This is a genomic window from Fundidesulfovibrio butyratiphilus, assembly GCF_054657235.1.
On record NZ_BAAHXA010000001.1, the window covers coordinates 1,877,605 to 1,893,395 of the forward strand.

Sequence of the window (15,791 nt, forward strand, 5' to 3'; positions counted from 1 at the left end):
CGAAAAACCACGGCCGGGGGCGGCCCCGGCCGTTGCGCGTGTGGTTTCGGTTCGGTGTGGGAGGAGACTAGTCCCCGGCCTTGAGGGCGGCCAGGAACGCCTCCTGGGGCAACTCCACGTTGCCCATGCGCTTCATACGGCGCTTGCCTTCCTTCTGTTTTTCCAACAGCTTGCGCTTTCGGGTGATGTCGCCGCCATAGCACTTGGCGATGACGTCCTTGCGCAGGGGGGCCAGGCGCTCCCGGGCGATGACCTTGGCCCCGATGGCCGCCTGGATCACCACTTCGAACATCTGGCGAGGAATCACCTTGCGCAGCTTGAGCGCCACGTCGCGGCCCAGGTAATAGGCCTTGTCGCGGTGCACGATAACCGAAAGCGCGTCCACCGGGTCGGAATTGATGAGGATGTCCAGCTTCACCAGATCCGAGGCCCGGTAGTCGATGAGTTCGTAGTCCAACGAGGCATAGCCGCGCGTGCCGGACTTCAAGCGGTCGAAAAAGTCGTAGACGATCTCCGCGAAGGGCAACTCGTAGGTGATGATCACCCGGCTGGCCGTCAGGTAGCGGATATCCTTCTGGATGCCGCGCTTTTCCTCGCACAGCTTGAAGACGTTGCCCACGAATTCGTTGGGCACGTGGATTTCCACCCGGGCGAAGGGCTCGTAGAGGGTGGCGATTTCCTGCGGCTTGGGCAGACGGGCGGGATTGTCGATGGTGAGCGTCTGTCCGCTCACGGTGTCGACCTTGTAGACCACCGAAGGCGCGGTGGTGATGAGCTCCACCTGGAATTCGCGTTCGAGCCGCTCCTGGACGATCTCCATGTGCAAAAGGCCCAGGAAGCCGCCCCGGTAGCCGAAACCCAAGGCCTGGGAGGTCTCGGGCTCGAAGTGGAAGGCCGCGTCGTTGAGCTGGAGCTTTTCCAGCGCGCTCTTGAGCTGCTCGTACTCGCTGGCCTCCACCGGATAGAGGCCGCAAAACACCATGGGCTTGATTTCCTTGAAGCCGGGCAGCGGAGCCGGGGCCGGATTGGACGCCAGGGTGATGGTGTCGCCCACGCGCGCCTCTTGCAGGTTCTTGATGGCCCCGCAGAGAAAGCCCACCTCGCCGGGACCGAGTTCGGACACGTCCAGCGGTCCGGGCGAGAACACGCCCAGCTTGGTCACCTCGAACTGGGCCTTGGTGGAAAACATCATGGCCTTGTCGCCCGTGCGGATGCGCCCGTCCATGATGCGAAACAGCACCACCACGCCCTGGTAGGGGTCGTACCACGAGTCGAAGATGAGCGCGGTGAGCGACGCGTCCGGGTCGCCCTCGGGCGGGGGCAGGCGGTGGACGATGGCTTCGAGCACCTGATCCACGTTCAGGCCCGTCTTGGCCGACACGGCCACGGCGTCCGAGGCGTCCAGGCCGATGGCCTCCTCGATCTCCTGCTTGACCCGGATTTCGTCGGCGCTGGGCAGGTCGATCTTGTTGAGCACGGGGATGATTTCCAGGTCGTTGTCCAGGGCCAGGAACACGTTGGCCAGGGTCTGGGCCTCCACGCCCTGGGTGGCGTCCACCACGAGCAGCGCCCCCTCGCAGGCGGCCAGGGAGCGCGACACCTCATAAGAGAAGTCCACGTGCCCTGGCGTGTCGATGAGGTTGAGAATATAGGAATTCCCGTCCTTGGACGTGTACGGGATGCGCACGGTCTGGGCCTTGATGGTGATGCCGCGTTCGCGTTCAAGATCCATCTTGTCCAGGTACTGCTCACGCATCTCCCTGGCGGTGATCAGCTTGCTGATCTCCAGGATGCGGTCGGCCAGGGTGGACTTGCCGTGATCAATGTGTGCGATGATGCTGAAATTTCTGATGCGCTCTTGTTTGGCCATGGATGTCCCGGGTATGGAGTTGCAAAGCGCCATAAAAGATGGGACGCGTAAGGTCAACGCCCCATTGCCTCCCCGGAAGGCAACACGCGGCCGGACTTGCAAAAAATCCTGCCGATGCTACCACTACGCGGCAAGGAGCACGCCATGAAACGTACTTTCCTTTCCTGGACTTTCTGCCTGGCCCTGGCCGCGCTCGCGGTTCTGGTCCAGGTTCGCCCGGCCCCGGCCGCGGACCCGCCCCTGCCCGAGACCCTTACCCCGGACAAGCTGGCCGCCCAGATCAACGAATCCCCCGCCGAGTTGGAAATCGTGGACATCCGCCCCCCGGAACAGTTCGCGGACTACGCCTTGCCCGGCGCGGAAAACATGACCGCCGCCGAGGCCCTGGCCGACCCGGCCCTGCAGGCCGGACGCTCGCGCCTGGTCCTGGTGGACCGCGACGGCGACAAGGCCTGGGCCCTGGGGGCCATGCTCATGCAAAAGACCAAGCGCCCGGTGTCCGTGCTTTCCGGCGGCATGACCGCCTGGTGGCGGGCGCGCGAACTGGGGGCCGTGGTGCGCGAGGTGCCCCTGCCCGCCGCGTCGACCAAGGCCCCGGCGGCCGCTCCCGCCGCGTCGGGACAGACGGCTCCGGCCAAGCCCGCGCCAAACCAGGGTCCGGGCGCCGTCCAACCCGCGCCGTCCCCCACGCCCTCCGCCCCCGGCGGAGCGCCCCAACCTCCAGCCTCGAAAAACGCGGGGTGCTGATATGAGCCGACACGACTCCGACCAGACCCAGGGCATGACCGCCCCGGAACAAACGGCCCCGGACAAACCGGAGGCCGAAATCGCCCAGGGCGGGCAACCCGTCCAACAGACCGCGAGCGGCCCGGCCACCGAGGACGCCTCGCCGGACGCCCGGAGCGCGGCCGAACAGGACGACGCGCAAACCGCCGCTTCGGACTTTCAGGCCCAAGGCGCGGGGCCGGCCGAAACGGACCGGCAGCCCACCCCCTCCGGCAAGCGCTGGAACCTGCCCCCCGCGCCCTCGAACCCCTACCTGGCCGGCGTGTACCTGGGCCTGACCCTGCTCGCCAGCTACCTTATCCTCGGGGCCGGACTGGGCGCTTCCGGAGCCCTGGCCCGCCTGGGCGCGTCCCTGGAACACACCGTGGCCCCGGCCCATACCGTGGCCAGCGCCTACTTCGGGCGGTATTTTCCCGACCCCCTCCACTACTATCTGGTCTTCATGTTCGCCGGCACCCTGTTGGGCGGCGCGCTTTCGGCCCTGACCGGCGCCCGCTTCCGGCTCCGGGTGGAACGCGGCCCGGCCGCAGGTCGACTGGTCCGCCTGGGGCTGGCCCTGGCGGGCGGCGTGCTTTCGGGCTTCGCCGCGCGGCTGGCCCACGGCTGCACCTCGGGGCAGGGACTCTCCGGCGGGGCGCTGCTGCTCACCGGGAGCATGGTCTTTCTGGCCTGCGTCTTCACGGCCGGCTATCTGACGGCCTGGATCTTCGGGAGGCAATGGAAATGATCGCCACCCTCTACTCCACCGGACAGCTCAACACCCCCATCGGCTTCACCGCCGCGCTGGTCCTGGGTTTTCTCTTCGGCCTGTGCCTGGAGCGGGCGGGCTTTTCCAGCTCCAGACGGTTGGCCGCCGTGTTTTTCCTGCAGGACATGACCGTCATCAAGGTCATGTTCACCGCCGTGGTCACGGCCATGCTCGGCGTCATGGGCCTGGAGCGCCTGGGCCTTCTCGACATTTCCGCGGCCTTCTACCTCATGCCCACCATCCTGGGCGCGTACGCCGTGGGCGGCCTGCTCTTCGGCGTGGGCTTCGCCATGGCCGGCTGGTGCCCGGGCACCGCGGCCACAGGCCTGAGCTCGGGCAGCCTGGACGCCCTGGTCTATTTGGTCGGCGCCGTGATCGGGTCCGTGATCTTCAATGAGGCCTATCCCGCCCTGGGCTGGCTCACCAACCTGGGCGACAAGGGCGTCTCCACGCTGGGCTACGTGCTGGGCCTGCGCAAGGAATACCTGGTGGTGGGCGTGACCGTGGGGGCCACCCTGCTCTTCTGGGTGTGCGAAATGGTGGAGCGCGGCCCCACCCTTTCCCGGCCCGGAGTGGGTGGCGGCTTTCTCCTGACCTTCAGCGCCGTGCTCTGCCTGCTCTCGGTGCTCTTCATCAACCTGCCGCCCGTGGTCACGGACGCGCAGGTCGCGGCCCAGGCCCCGCAGCCCCGGGCGGCGAACCCCGCGTCCGGCGGCGAACCCGCCCTGCTGGTCACCATCGAAACCGGCGCGGATCACATGGAGCCCGCGGAACTGGCCGACCGGATCATGTCCGGCGACCCGGGCCTGTACGTGGTGGATATCCGCACCAAGGGCGAATACGACACCTACCACCTCAAGGGCGCGGTCCACGCCGCCCCGTCCGCCCTGCCCCAGGCGTTGGAGTCGCACAAGAACCAGGGTGTCATCGTGCTCTATTCCGGCGGCATGACCCATCCGGCCCAGGCGCGCGACGCCCTGGCCCGTCTGGGCTTCTCCAACGTCTCCATGCTCACCGGCGGCCTGACCGGATTCTTCGAACGCTGCCTCATGCCGGTTTCCCTGCGCACGGAGCCGCTCACCCCGGACCAGGCGGCCAAGATCAAGGCCTGGCGGAAGTTCTTCCTGCCCACCGGGCTGCCCGGTCCGCAGGCGACCTCCCAGGCTCGGGAACTCGACCCCGGATGCTCGCCGCCCTGCCTGGTCTCGTCCGAATGGCTGGGAGCCAACCTGGGCAAGCCGGGCCTGAAGATCCTCGACGTGAGCGCCCAGCCCACGTACAATTCCGGCCACATTCCGGGCGCGTACTCGCTTCAGCTCGACAGCCTGCGGGACAACCAGGGCGGCCTGCCCTCCATGCTCCAGCCCGGAGCCATCCTGGCCCTGCAGGTGGGACAGATGGGACTGACCCCGCGCGACACGGTGGCGCTGGTCTACGACCGCGGCCCCCTGGACGCCACCCTGGCCGCCATGGCCCTGGAACGCCTGGGACACTCGCGCTACGTGATCCTCCAGGGCGGACGCAAGGCCTGGAACGCCAAGGGACTGCCCCGCGACACGGCCCTGCCCCAGGCCAGGTCGACCCGCTACCCGGCCCCCCAGGGACCGGACGACTTCACCGTCACCGGCCGCCAGGTGCTCACCGCCTCCAAGGACGGACGCACCATCATCCTCGATGTCAGGCCCCACGACTACTACACCGGCGCCAAGTCCGACGAGGCCAGGGCCGGCCACATCCCGGGCGCGCTCAATCGTCCCTTCGCCGAGGACCAGACCAAAATCGACGGGGACGCCGTGGCCCTCAAGCCCCTGGCCGAACTCGAAGCGGCCTACGCGGCGCTCATCCCGACCAAGGACCATCCGGTCGTCGTGCACTGCCGCACCGGGCACCAGGCGTCGCAGACGTGGTGGGTTCTCACCCGGCTTCTGGGCTACACCAACGTGAAATACTACGACGCCGGCTGGACCGAATGGGCCGCCCATCCCGACTGGCCGGTGGCCACCGGACCGGGACCGGAGCCGGCAAAATGAGCGTGGTGGCCCAACTGGCCGTGTTTCCCCTGGACAAGGGCGGAGCCGGCCTTTCCGCCTATGTGGCCCGTGTGGTGGAACTCATACGGGAAAGCGGCCTGCCTTTTGCCCTCGGGCCCATGGGAACGAGCCTCGAAGGCGACTTCGAAGCCGTGATGGCCGTGGTTTCGCGGTGCTTCGCCGCCTTGAGCCGGGACTGCGACCGCGTGTACATGACCCTGGCTCTGGACTACCGGGCCGGACGCTCGGGAGGACTCGCGTCCAAGACCGCCTCGGTGGACGCCGTGCTGGAGGGACGAAAATGAGCCTCACGCCGTTTCGCTTGGCCGTGGCGGCACTCGCCCTTGCGTTGGCTGGTTGCGCCAACCAGAAGATTCCCGACGAGAACGTGACCCAGGCCAATCTCTACGCCGACGTGAACGCGCTGAAATCGCGCACCCAGGAGCTGCGTCGCAGCGTGGAGGCCCTGGAGGCCCGAACCGGCGGCAAGAACGCCGACGTCTCGCTGGAGGATGTGAACGCCCGCCTGACCCGGTTGGAATCCGTGGTGACCCGCCTGGCCCAGGCCCTTTCCCTGGACGTGGGCCAAAGCGCCCTGGGCCCGGGAGCGCCCGCCGGACCGGGGACCACGAACGAGGCGCCGGCCCGGTCCGACGTGTCCCAGAGCGCCATGACTGCGGCGGGGTCCGAGCCCGCCTCCCCGGCGGGGAGCTATGCGCCCCAGGGCCAAAGCGAGCGCGGCGACGAATACGCCCCCGACACCGCCGAAACGCGACGCCCCGCCGACGACGCCTCCCAGGCGGTGGAAACGGCGGCGCGCACGGCCGCCACGCCCGCGGAAGGCATCTACAATCTGGCCATGGAAGCCTACAACGCCCGCGACTACGCCAAGGCGGCCGGACTCTTCGCCGAGATGCTGCGCGCCTATCCCGGCGACCGTCTGGCCCCCAGCGCCCTGTTCTGGCAGGCGGACTCGTTCTATCAGCAAGGCGACTACGCCCGCACGGCGCTTCTGTGCCAGGACGTCATCCAGAAATACCCTGGCCACTCCCTGGCCGCCTCGGCCATGCTCAAGCAGGCCCAGGCCTTCAGACGCCTGGGACGCGACCAGGCGGCCCGCATCGTTTTGCAGGAAGTGGTCAAACGCTATCCCGGCTCCGCCGAGGCCAGAAGCGCCCAGGCCCAGTTGGGGGGAACGCGGTAGCGTCGCGTCCGAGAGGCCGGCGTTTTGTTCTCCCAAAACGGTCGACGTCCGGCGAGTCTTTCCCCGGACGAACGGGACCGCGCGACGCCCCCGGGCCGGTCGCGCGGGGCCGAGGCCACCGGACGGGCGGGAAACACCGGCGGAAGGGCTTGCCCTGGCGCGCGATGCTGGGTTAGAGAATTCGCTTTCACAATTCACGTCTCTTCGCCCGAGGGAGGCGCCAGGACTTGGCGGCCGCCCCCAAAAGGGAATCACCACAATGCTCGACAATCAAACCGTTCTCATCACCGGAGGGACCGGCTCCTTCGGCAAGCAGTGCGTCAAGACCATTCTTGAGCGCTACTCGCCGCGCAGGCTCATCGTTTTCAGCCGCGACGAACTCAAGCAGTTCGAGATGGCCCAGCAGTTCAGCCCGCAGCGCTATCCGGCCATGCGGTACTTCATCGGCGACGTGCGCGACGAAAAACGCCTGCACCGGGCTTTCCAGGGCGTGGACGTAATCATCCACGCGGCGGCCATGAAGCAGGTGCCGGCCGCGGAATACAACCCCACCGAGGTCATCAAGACCAACATAGGCGGCGCGGAAAACATCATCAACGCCGCGGCCGACGCCGGGGTCAAGCGGGTGGTGGCGCTCAGCACCGACAAGGCCGTGAGTCCGGTCAACCTCTACGGCGCGACCAAGCTCTGTTCCGACAAACTCTTCGTGGCCGCCAACGCTTTCACGGGCAGCAGCCGATGCAAGTTTTCCGTGGTGCGCTACGGCAACGTGCTGGGCAGCCGGGGCAGCGTGGTGCCATTTTTTCTGGACAAACGCACCGAGGGCAAACTCCCCATCACCGACCCGCGCATGACCCGGTTTTGGATCACCATCGAGGACGGAGTCGCCTTCGTGCTGCGCTGCCTGGAAGACATGCAGGGGGGCGAGGTCTTCGTGCCCAAACTGCCCAGCATGAACATCATGGACCTGGCCGAGGCCGTGGCGCCGGGCTGCCCCACGGACGTGGTGGGCATTCGCCCCGGGGAAAAGATCCACGAACTCATGATCGCCTCGGACGACGCCCGCAACGTGCGCGACATGGGCGAGTACTACGTCATCGTGCCGCAGCACTTTCATTTCTTCCAGCAACGCGACGACGCGTCCATGGGAAAACCCGTGCCCGAGGGGTTCGAATACAACTCCGGCACGAACACCCAGCGCATCAGCGTGGAAGCCATGCGCGACCTGCTGCGACAGCAGGGATTCGCGATTTGAGGCGCCCTGCGAAATGACCAACACGCGGTATCTGCCCTACGGGCGACACCAGATCGACGAGGACGACGTTCTCGCCGTCTCCCAGACCCTGCGTTCCGACTGGCTGACCACGGGCCCCAAGGTGGAAGCCCTGGAACGCAGCCTGTGCGATTTCACCGGCGCCGCCCACGCCGTGGCCGTCTCCAGCGGAACGGCCGCCCTGCACGCCGCCATGCACGCCCTGGGCGTGGGGCCCGGCGATGAGGTGGTGGTGTCGCCCCTGACCTTCGCGGCCAGCGCCAACTGCGTGCTCTATCAAGGCGCGCGGCCGGTTTTCGCCGACGTCGATCCCGACACGCTGCTGCTCGACCCCCAATCCGTGGCCCGGGTCATCACCCCGCGCACCCGGGCGATCATCGCCGTGGACTACGCCGGCCAACCCTGCGACTACGAACGCCTGCGCGGACTTGCCGATTCGGTGGGCGCCGCCCTGGTGTCCGACGCCTGCCACGCCCTGGGCGCCCGGGACCGGGAACGCACGGTGGGAACCCTGGCCGACGTGACGGTCTTCAGCTTCCACCCGGTCAAACACATCACCACCGGCGAAGGCGGCATGGCGGTGACCGACGACCCGCAACTGGCCCGACGCATGCGCCGTTTCCGCAACCACGGCATCGACCTGGACCACCGCGAACGCGAAAAACGCGCCACCTGGCGTTACGAAATGGTGGAGCTGGGCTACAACTTCCGCCTGCCCGACATCCTGTGCGCCCTGGGCGTGAGCCAGATGAAAAAGCTCCCGGGCTTTCTGGCTAAACGCCGGGAACTGGCCCGCCTCTACGATCGCGCCCTGGCCGAAACGCCCGGCGTGCGGCCATTGGTCACGCGCCCCGGAGCGCTCCACGCCTACCACCTCTACGTGGTGCGCCTGGAAAGCGAATCCCAAAGGGAGCTGGCCTTTTCGGCCATGCGCGCCGCCGGCATCGGGGTGAACGTCCACTACTGGCCCGTACACCTGCACCCCTACTACCGGGAACGCCTGGGCACGGGCGAAGGACTGTGCCCGGCGGCCGAAGAAGCCGGACGCACCATCCTCACCCTGCCCCTGCATCCGGGCATGACCGAAAGCGACGTGGACCGGGTGGTGACCACGCTCGGGCAATCGCTTGTCCCGTGAGCGCGGAGACGGCCTGGTTCGACGGGGCTCCTGTTCCCGGGCGATTCGCCCATGAGGAACATCCTTCCCGCCAGCGCGGCGCGCCCAGGCTTTTCGCGCGCCGCACCGCCCTGGCCGGCCCACCCGTCACGGCCGCGCGCGCGCCATTCTTTCGGAGGTGACAGCACGCCATGCGTCCGACCATAGTGATCCAAGCCAGGATGGGCTCCACACGCCTGCCGGGCAAGGTGCTTGCCCCGCTCGAAGACTTCCGCCTGCTCGAATGGGTCGTGCATCGCTGTTCCTTGAGCAGGGCGGTGGCCGGCATCGTTCTGGCCACTTCCGACCTGCCGGCCGACGACCCCCTGGAGGCGCTGGCCGCAACACTCGGCCTCCCGGTCCACCGGGGGAACCAGCACGACGTTCTCGACCGCTATCTCGGGGCGGCGACCATGGCCGACGCCGATCCCGTGATCCGCATAACGGGCGACTGCCCGCTGATCGATCCGCAGGTCATCGACCAGACGCTGGCCCTGTTCTCGGCCCAGGCGGTCGATTACGCCTGCATCGACGGCTATCCGAGAGGCTTGGGCGACGTCGAGGTCTTCCGCCTGTCCGCCCTGCGGAAGGCGCATGAATCGACGTCCCCCGCGGACACTTACTACCGGGAGCACGTCACGACATTTCTCGTCGAGCATCCGAACCTGTTTTCCCAACGAATCGACCGCGCGCCCCGCGATCTGGAGTGGCCCGAGGCCAGACTCTGCGTGGACGAACCCGACGATCTGGAAGCCGTTCGCATGGTGTGTCGCCACTTCGCCCCGCGCAAGGATTTCGACGTCTCCGAGATCGTCGCCCTCTTGCGTTCCCGCCCGGATATCGTGGCCAGAAACGCCTCTGTGCGTCAAAAGACCCGATGACCACGCCCCCGCGCGTTCTCTTTCGAACCGAAGCCGGCCACACCCTCGGCCTCGGTCATCTCTCCCGCGCGCGTTCGCTGGCCGCGGCCTTTTGCGAAACACGCCCCTGCGCCGTGACGTTCGCCGTGGGCGACCAGGCGCTGGCCCGGTCCTTCCTGGGGCCGGAGACGGTCATCGCGCGCCCTGAAGACGCGGCCCGAGAGACCTACGACATAGTGGTGGTCGACATCCCAGGCCTGGCCCCCGCCCGACAGGCCCGCCTCGCCCGGATGGGACGGTTGGCCGTGGGGATCGACGACGACGGCCCGGGACCGTTCGTATTCGACATCCTGGTTCGGCCGACGCCCCTGGGCGTCGCTCCCGCCGAAACGCGCGGACAGGTCTGGCTCGGGGGCGACTGCGTGATTTTGCACCCCCGATTCGAAAAAGTCGCCAAGCGCCCCCGCATGTTCCGACAGGTTCCGGAAAGGGTGCTGGTGTGCTTCGGGGGCGGCGATCCCGCCGATTATACGGCGAAAGTCCTGCCAATTTTGCGCGCCCTGCCCGGCCTGAAGGTTCTTGACGTCATCCTTGGAGCGGCCTATCAGCCTGTTGAAAAATCCTTGCTGGCTGCGTTGCTGCGAAAAAGTCAACCCCTCACGTATGCCAAATACGCTTCGGGCTTGACTTTTTCTCGCGCCTTGCCAGCAAGTTTTCTGAACAGGCTGCAAGAATCGACTTTCTCAACGGGCTGCTATGCCGCGCGGGACAAGGGGGTCGGCGCGGCCGAGTCCGACCCCCGGATCGCGTTTCGACGCAACATCGAAGACATGGCTTCGGCCCTCCACCAAGCCGACATGGCCTTGATCAGCGGCGGCACTCTCCTGTATGAGACCTGCGCCCTGGGCACGCCGGCGGTGGTGCTGCCGCAAAACCACGAGCAGGCGGAGGAAGCGGCGTTTTTCGCCAGCCACGGGGCGGTCCTGACGCTTGGCCCCGCATGGGACGAAACACGCGCGCAGCGCGCGATTGTTGGTCTTTCGGAAGACGCCGGATTGCGCAGGGCGCTTGCGGCCGCCGGCCCCGGCCTGGTCGCCCCGGACGGGGCCCGGCGCATCGCCGGCAAACTGCTGGAGATCGTCGCCCAACGCGCCAGCGAATCGACGCGCCCTTCAGTCCGCCCGTCAGCGTAAAGCACCTGGGTTTGTCGTTTCGGCGTACACGAACTGATACTTGAGTCAATTGTTGTCGATCACGTCTCTTTCGCCCTCGGTTCAGCCCGTACCCGGCGCGTTTCATCCGCAAGGAGTCACAATGGGAACTCAATGGCTTGGTCTCCGATATCCTGATATCTATGTAACACGGTTCTTTTTCAAGAACCAGCTCGATGCAACCCCCTCCAAGGTCATCGAGCTCGGATGCGGAACCGGAAACAACCTGCGACTGTTCGCCGAATTCGGACACGATGTCAGCGGGATCGACATAGACGCAGATTCCATAGACATGTGTCGCAACAACATCGGGACCATAACGAAGAATGGCGACTTCTTCCATCATGATCTGGAGCAGGGACTTCCCGCAAGCGTCCGCGACAAGCGATACGACGTACTCCTTCTTCCCAACATACTCTATTACCTCAAACGCGGAACCGTGCACAGTCTGCTCGCGGAAATACGGCGGATCGCCACTCCGGGCGGATTGTATTGCGCCATTGTCAGACTTCTTGACGACTATCGGTATGCGCGAGGAAGTCGCGTCGGTGTCAACGAGTACCTTGTCACCATGGACGAAACCGGCGAACGGGGAGCGCGGCAGCTCTTTTTCGGCGAGCATGAATTCGTCAGCCTGATTTCCGACTCGTTCGGCGTTTCCTCGGCCGGGATGACGATCTTGCGAACCCGTTACGAAAACATCCAGAACGACCACCTCATCTCCAATTCCGACCTCGTGGTCTGGGGACGGTTCTCCGCCTAGGCCGCATCGCCCTCGGCTCATGCAACCTCGTGACGCATCGAATATGTACTGCGTAATTCATCAGCCCACGTATTTTCCCTGGATCGGCTTTTTTGATCTGCTGGATCAGGCCGCCGTGTATGTTGTTCTGGACTCGGTGGCCTTCTCCAGGCAGTCCTGGCAGCAACGCAACCGCGTCAAGACAGCCAACGGGCTGGAGTGGCTCGTCGTTCCGGTAAAGAAGAAAGGGCTGCTGGGAGCGGCCATTTCCGACATAGCCCTTGTTGACGACCGCTTTGCCACGAAACACCTGAAGACCATAAAACAAAATTATCAGTCGGCTCCCTACTACGCAACAGTGTACCCCCTGCTTCAGGAGGGCCTGGAGACCGGAAGCGCCCTGGGCACACTGTGCGGCCTGAACGTAACGCTCATCTCCCTGATAGCCGACTATCTCGGAATTTCCGTCAAGATCATGCGGGCAACGAGCCTTCCCGTCCAAGGCAAGCGCTCGGAACTGCTTGTGAGCATTCTTGACCATCTCCAGTGCGACACGTATCTCAGCACAAAAGGCGCGGAAGCGTATCTCAAGGAAGACGCGGGGATTTTCCAGGCCCACGGCGTGCGGGTTTTCCTGCACGAATACGTGCATCCCGAGTACCCCCAGATGCACCCGCCTTTTGCGCCCTATGCGTCCATCATCGACCTGCTTTTCAACGCGGGACCCGAAAGTTTGTCCGTAATTCGATCGGGTCGCAGGCCCGCCACCGCCCTCGACGCGGCGCCATGAGCGACGCCGGCGCCCACAGCGCGCCCGCTCCATTCCCCTCGAGAAGGACCGCGGCGTGCGCACAAAGGCGAGACGGCTCGCCGGAGGATTCATGAAAGATTCGCAGGGGACGTTCGCCATCGCCGGCAGACCCATAGGCCCGGGCCATCCCGTCTATGTCGTGGCGGAGATTTCGGCCAACCACCGCCAGGACAAGGAACGCGCGGCCGAACTCATCCGCGTGGCCAAGGAATGCGGAGCCGACGCGGTCAAACTGCAAACCTACACCCCGGACACGATCACCCTCGACTGCGACACGTTGCCGTTTCGTATCTCGGGAACCCTCTGGGACGGACGCACCCTTCACGAACTGTACGGCGAAGCCTTCACCCCATGGGAGTGGCAGCCGGAGCTCAAACGCCTGGCGGACGACCTCGCCATCCCCCTGTTTTCCACGCCCTTCGACGAAACCGCCGTGGATTTCCTGGAGACCCTGGACGTGCCGGCCTACAAGGTGGCCAGCTTCGAGTTGGTGGATATCCCGCTGTTGCGCAAGATAGGGAACACGGGCAAGCCCGTCATCGCCTCCACGGGCATGGCCACCCTCGCGGAAATCGACGAGGCCGTGCGCACCCTGCGCGGGGCCGGCTGCCCCGACCTCTGCCTGCTGCGTTGCGTCAGCGCCTATCCCTCTCCGGCCAACGAAATGCACCTGCGTACGATTCCCCACATGGCCGAAGCCTTCGGCGTTGTTTCCGGGCTGTCGGACCACACCCTGGGCATCGCCGTGCCCGTGGCCGCCACGGCCGTCGGGGCCCGGGTGATTGAAAAACATTTCTGCCTCCGCCGGGCCGACGGCGGTCCTGACGCGGCCTTCTCCCTGGAGCCCCGAGAATTGGCCGACATGGTGCGGGCCGTGCGCGAAGCGGAAGAGGCCCTGGGGTCGGTGCGCTACGAGCCCACGGACCAGGAAAAACAAAGCCGCGTGTTCCGGCGGTCCCTCTTTGTGGCCAAAGACATCGGGGCGGGGGAAATTTTCACCCCGGAAAACGTTCGTTCCGTGCGTCCCGCCCACGGTCTGCATACCCGGTACTATGACGACATCCTGGGGAAACGGGCCGCGCGCGACATCGCCATGGGCACCCCGCTGGCCTGGGATATGGTCGAGGGATGCCCGAGGCAGACCCGGTAGCGCAGCATGAAAAAATCCATCAACCGCACGTTTCTGCTCGCCGACCTGACCTGGGCGACCCTGTTTCCGGCCCTTTTGGCCAGACTCTTCCGATACAGGGTCCTGTACATGTACCCGGCCGAGTCCATGCAGCGCACGCGCCTGTTGCGCCTGCTTCGCGGGCTGGGAATATCCCCCGTGGACTTCCACGGAATAGGGCCGGTCGACGAATACGACCCCATGCGCCTGGAAGGCCTTCAGGCCGGACGCCGGATCGAAGAGCTCGGCGAGCCCTTCTTGCGGTCCCTCGCGCCGCTGTTTCGCCTTTCCCCCGCGCAGACGGACAAACTCCGGGCGCTGTTGTTCTCCCTGTTCACCAACACCATGCGCTTCCAGGCGCCGGTCTGGACTGTGGCCAGGTATCTGCGCAACCAGGGACAGACGGTCGCCGTGTTTCTTCCCATCGGCCTTATCGAGCGTTGGCTCTCCCCCCGCGAGGACGCGGGGATTCCAAACCGGTGCCCCCTGATCTGGCCGACGTGCGGCTTCGCGTTTTCGGCGCTGTGCGCGGTGGGCAGGAAGGCCCGGAACGTGTTCCGAAAAAAAGCGCCCCCCTCGGCCCCCGAACCGACGCGAAAGACCTCCCCCGTGGACCCCGCCGCCTACGAGGTGCTATTTTTCACCCATCACGGCTGCGCCTATGGGAAATTATACCAGCTCGACTACTTTTACTCGCCGGATAGACAGAGCCCCTTCTTTCCCGAGAAGATCCTGCATGTGGAGCGACTGGAAACGCTGCCCCCGGAAAGCGCCGAGTCCATCCGCCAGGGTTTTGTCCAAAGAGGGCTGACCTTTTATCCCCTTGCCCTCGGTTGGACCGGATTGCCGACAATGGCTTTGCGATTTCTCAAAAGCTGGAGGCGGGCCCGCCTGACCTCGGGAAACGCGGCCGTCCCGCTCGGCGCCATGGCCGCCGTAGGCATCGCCTATCTGTTGTATGAGCGGGCGTATGGGGCCTTGGGGGTCTTTTCAAAGGCCAAGCTGGCCCTCATCGCGTACGACTACCTGTTTCCCCTTGAAATGTCCTTGGCCCTGCACACGCGGGGCATTCGCACCGCGGCCGTGCAGGAACGGTTTATCCAGGGCTTCTATCCCAACCTGGCGCTTCTGCTGGACGAATACTTCGTCTGGGGCGAACGTTCCCGGCGATGCATCGAAAAAACCACCACGTGCGCAATCGAACGCATAACCCCCATCGGGCCCGTCCGCGCCGACACGCTCTGGCAAAAGCTCCAGGAGCCCTTGCCGGAACGAATCGCACAAATCAAAAACAATCGGCAGCACGTCGTCCTGGTGCTGGATTGGCATTCCACGCCCGACGAATACAGCAACGCCGCCCTGTGGGAAACCACCTGGAAAAACAACAGGCTCTTCTACTCGGACATTCTCCGCCTGGCTGCGGAATTTCCCCAGGCGCACTTCATCATTCGAGGCAAGAACGACAACTGGACGCGTCTGCCATACTTCCGGGACACCCTCGACAGGATAACCAAGGCCCCGAACATCGAGATATCGGCCGACTACTCCCAATACAATGTTTCCTACGACCTCGCCGCAGTCGCGGACAGCATCATCGCCCGGCATACCTCCCTGGGGGACGAGGCGATCGCCCTGGGCAAGCCGGTCCTGTTTTATGAAGTCGGCCTGAACTGTCCCCGGTGCGTGGCTTCGGTATTCGACTACGACGGCCATCCGGTATTTTTCTTCACCTACGAAGAGCTTCGCAAACAGTTCCAGGGCGTTCTGGAAGGGCGTCTTCCCGAACTCGCCGCCATGCGCCAGGAATACTACGCCAACCCCTCCGGCACCGTGCGGGCCAAGTTGCAGGAAGAGTTGCAAGGCGTCCTGTCCCGCGCGGCAACGAATCGCGCGACAGCCGACCGCACCCGATGACTTCGCCCGTGGCCGCCC

Annotated in this window: 14 protein-coding genes; 13 read left to right on the forward strand and 1 reads right to left on the reverse strand. The window is 65.5% G+C overall.

The features are described 5' to 3' along the window. Positions 1-67: 67 nt before the first annotated feature. Positions 68-1,870: a translation elongation factor 4 gene (lepA, locus tag ACYQ01_RS08755; RefSeq protein WP_459933454.1), complete on the reverse strand. Its 1,803-nt coding sequence runs from the start codon at positions 1,868-1,870 to the stop codon at positions 68-70. 144 nt (positions 1,871-2,014) lie between these two features. Between lepA and ACYQ01_RS08760 the strand changes: the two genes are divergently transcribed. The 13 genes from ACYQ01_RS08760 (at position 2,015) to ACYQ01_RS08820 (ending at position 15,773) form a co-directional block, all read left to right on the forward strand. Next, positions 2,015-2,617, forward strand: coding sequence for a rhodanese-like domain-containing protein (locus ACYQ01_RS08760; protein WP_459933455.1), 603 nt, complete (start codon positions 2,015-2,017; stop codon positions 2,615-2,617). Position 2,618: 1 nt separating this feature from the next. Then, positions 2,619-3,383 carry a YeeE/YedE thiosulfate transporter family protein gene (locus tag ACYQ01_RS08765; protein WP_459933456.1) on the forward strand — a complete coding sequence of 255 codons (765 nt, stop codon included), beginning with the start codon at positions 2,619-2,621 and terminating at the stop codon, positions 3,381-3,383. Continuing rightward, entirely contained in the window at positions 3,380-5,434 is a 2,055-nt protein-coding gene (locus ACYQ01_RS08770) for a rhodanese-like domain-containing protein (RefSeq protein WP_459933457.1), read from the forward strand. The genes ACYQ01_RS08765 and ACYQ01_RS08770 overlap by 4 nt, the downstream gene beginning before the upstream one ends. Next, a complete protein-coding gene (locus ACYQ01_RS08775) occupies positions 5,431-5,739 on the forward strand; it encodes an MTH1187 family thiamine-binding protein (protein WP_459933458.1) in 309 nt (102 codons plus the stop codon). Before ACYQ01_RS08770 ends, ACYQ01_RS08775 begins: the two co-directional genes overlap by 4 nt. Further along, a complete protein-coding gene (ybgF, locus tag ACYQ01_RS08780) occupies positions 5,736-6,638 on the forward strand; it encodes a tol-pal system protein YbgF (RefSeq protein ID WP_459933459.1) in 903 nt (300 codons plus the stop codon). The genes ACYQ01_RS08775 and ybgF overlap by 4 nt, the downstream gene beginning before the upstream one ends. A gap of 259 nt (positions 6,639-6,897) precedes the next feature. Continuing rightward, a complete protein-coding gene (gene pseB, locus ACYQ01_RS08785; protein ID WP_459933460.1) occupies positions 6,898-7,893 on the forward strand; it encodes a UDP-N-acetylglucosamine 4,6-dehydratase (inverting) in 996 nt (331 codons plus the stop codon). Positions 7,894-7,906: 13 nt separating this feature from the next. After that, complete coding sequence (pseC, locus tag ACYQ01_RS08790) at positions 7,907-9,049, forward strand: UDP-4-amino-4,6-dideoxy-N-acetyl-beta-L-altrosamine transaminase (RefSeq protein WP_459933461.1); 1,143 nt, start codon at positions 7,907-7,909, stop codon at positions 9,047-9,049. 170 nt (positions 9,050-9,219) lie between these two features. After that, positions 9,220-9,948, forward strand: a complete 729-nt coding sequence (locus tag ACYQ01_RS08795) for a cytidylyltransferase domain-containing protein (RefSeq protein ID WP_459933462.1) — start codon at positions 9,220-9,222, stop codon at positions 9,946-9,948. Next, entirely contained in the window at positions 9,945-11,120 is a 1,176-nt protein-coding gene (locus tag ACYQ01_RS08800) for a hypothetical protein (protein WP_459933463.1), read from the forward strand. The genes ACYQ01_RS08795 and ACYQ01_RS08800 overlap by 4 nt, the downstream gene beginning before the upstream one ends. Before the next feature lie 121 nt (positions 11,121-11,241). Further along, on the forward strand, positions 11,242-11,901 hold the full coding sequence (locus ACYQ01_RS08805) for a class I SAM-dependent methyltransferase (protein WP_459933464.1): 660 nt from the start codon (positions 11,242-11,244) through the stop codon (positions 11,899-11,901). 43 nt (positions 11,902-11,944) lie between these two features. Next, on the forward strand, positions 11,945-12,670 hold the full coding sequence (locus tag ACYQ01_RS08810; RefSeq protein WP_459933465.1) for a WbqC family protein: 726 nt from the start codon (positions 11,945-11,947) through the stop codon (positions 12,668-12,670). Between the two features lie 91 nt (positions 12,671-12,761). Next, positions 12,762-13,841 carry a pseudaminic acid synthase gene (gene pseI / locus ACYQ01_RS08815; RefSeq protein WP_459933466.1) on the forward strand — a complete coding sequence of 360 codons (1,080 nt, stop codon included), beginning with the start codon at positions 12,762-12,764 and terminating at the stop codon, positions 13,839-13,841. 6 nt (positions 13,842-13,847) lie between these two features. Further along, positions 13,848-15,773, forward strand: a complete 1,926-nt coding sequence (locus ACYQ01_RS08820) for a hypothetical protein (protein WP_459933467.1) — start codon at positions 13,848-13,850, stop codon at positions 15,771-15,773. The last annotated feature ends 18 nt before the right edge of the window (positions 15,774-15,791 follow it).

Excerpts from the sequence above, each read along its gene's own strand:
- lepA (WP_459933454.1), bottom strand. The coding sequence starts at position 1,870 with ATGGCCAAACAAGAGCGCATCAGAAATTTCAGCATCATCGCACACATT.
- ACYQ01_RS08760 (WP_459933455.1), top strand. The coding sequence starts at position 2,015 with ATGAAACGTACTTTCCTTTCCTGGACTTTCTGCCTGGCCCTGGCCGCG.
- ACYQ01_RS08765 (WP_459933456.1), top strand. The coding sequence starts at position 2,619 with ATGAGCCGACACGACTCCGACCAGACCCAGGGCATGACCGCCCCGGAA.
- ACYQ01_RS08770 (WP_459933457.1), top strand. The coding sequence starts at position 3,380 with ATGATCGCCACCCTCTACTCCACCGGACAGCTCAACACCCCCATCGGC.
- ACYQ01_RS08775 (WP_459933458.1), top strand. The coding sequence starts at position 5,431 with ATGAGCGTGGTGGCCCAACTGGCCGTGTTTCCCCTGGACAAGGGCGGA.
- ybgF (WP_459933459.1), top strand. The coding sequence starts at position 5,736 with ATGAGCCTCACGCCGTTTCGCTTGGCCGTGGCGGCACTCGCCCTTGCG.
- pseB (WP_459933460.1), top strand. The coding sequence starts at position 6,898 with ATGCTCGACAATCAAACCGTTCTCATCACCGGAGGGACCGGCTCCTTC.
- pseC (WP_459933461.1), top strand. The coding sequence starts at position 7,907 with ATGACCAACACGCGGTATCTGCCCTACGGGCGACACCAGATCGACGAG.
- ACYQ01_RS08795 (WP_459933462.1), top strand. The coding sequence starts at position 9,220 with ATGCGTCCGACCATAGTGATCCAAGCCAGGATGGGCTCCACACGCCTG.
- ACYQ01_RS08800 (WP_459933463.1), top strand. The coding sequence starts at position 9,945 with ATGACCACGCCCCCGCGCGTTCTCTTTCGAACCGAAGCCGGCCACACC.
- ACYQ01_RS08805 (WP_459933464.1), top strand. The coding sequence starts at position 11,242 with ATGGGAACTCAATGGCTTGGTCTCCGATATCCTGATATCTATGTAACA.
- ACYQ01_RS08810 (WP_459933465.1), top strand. The coding sequence starts at position 11,945 with ATGTACTGCGTAATTCATCAGCCCACGTATTTTCCCTGGATCGGCTTT.
- pseI (WP_459933466.1), top strand. The coding sequence starts at position 12,762 with ATGAAAGATTCGCAGGGGACGTTCGCCATCGCCGGCAGACCCATAGGC.
- ACYQ01_RS08820 (WP_459933467.1), top strand. The coding sequence starts at position 13,848 with ATGAAAAAATCCATCAACCGCACGTTTCTGCTCGCCGACCTGACCTGG.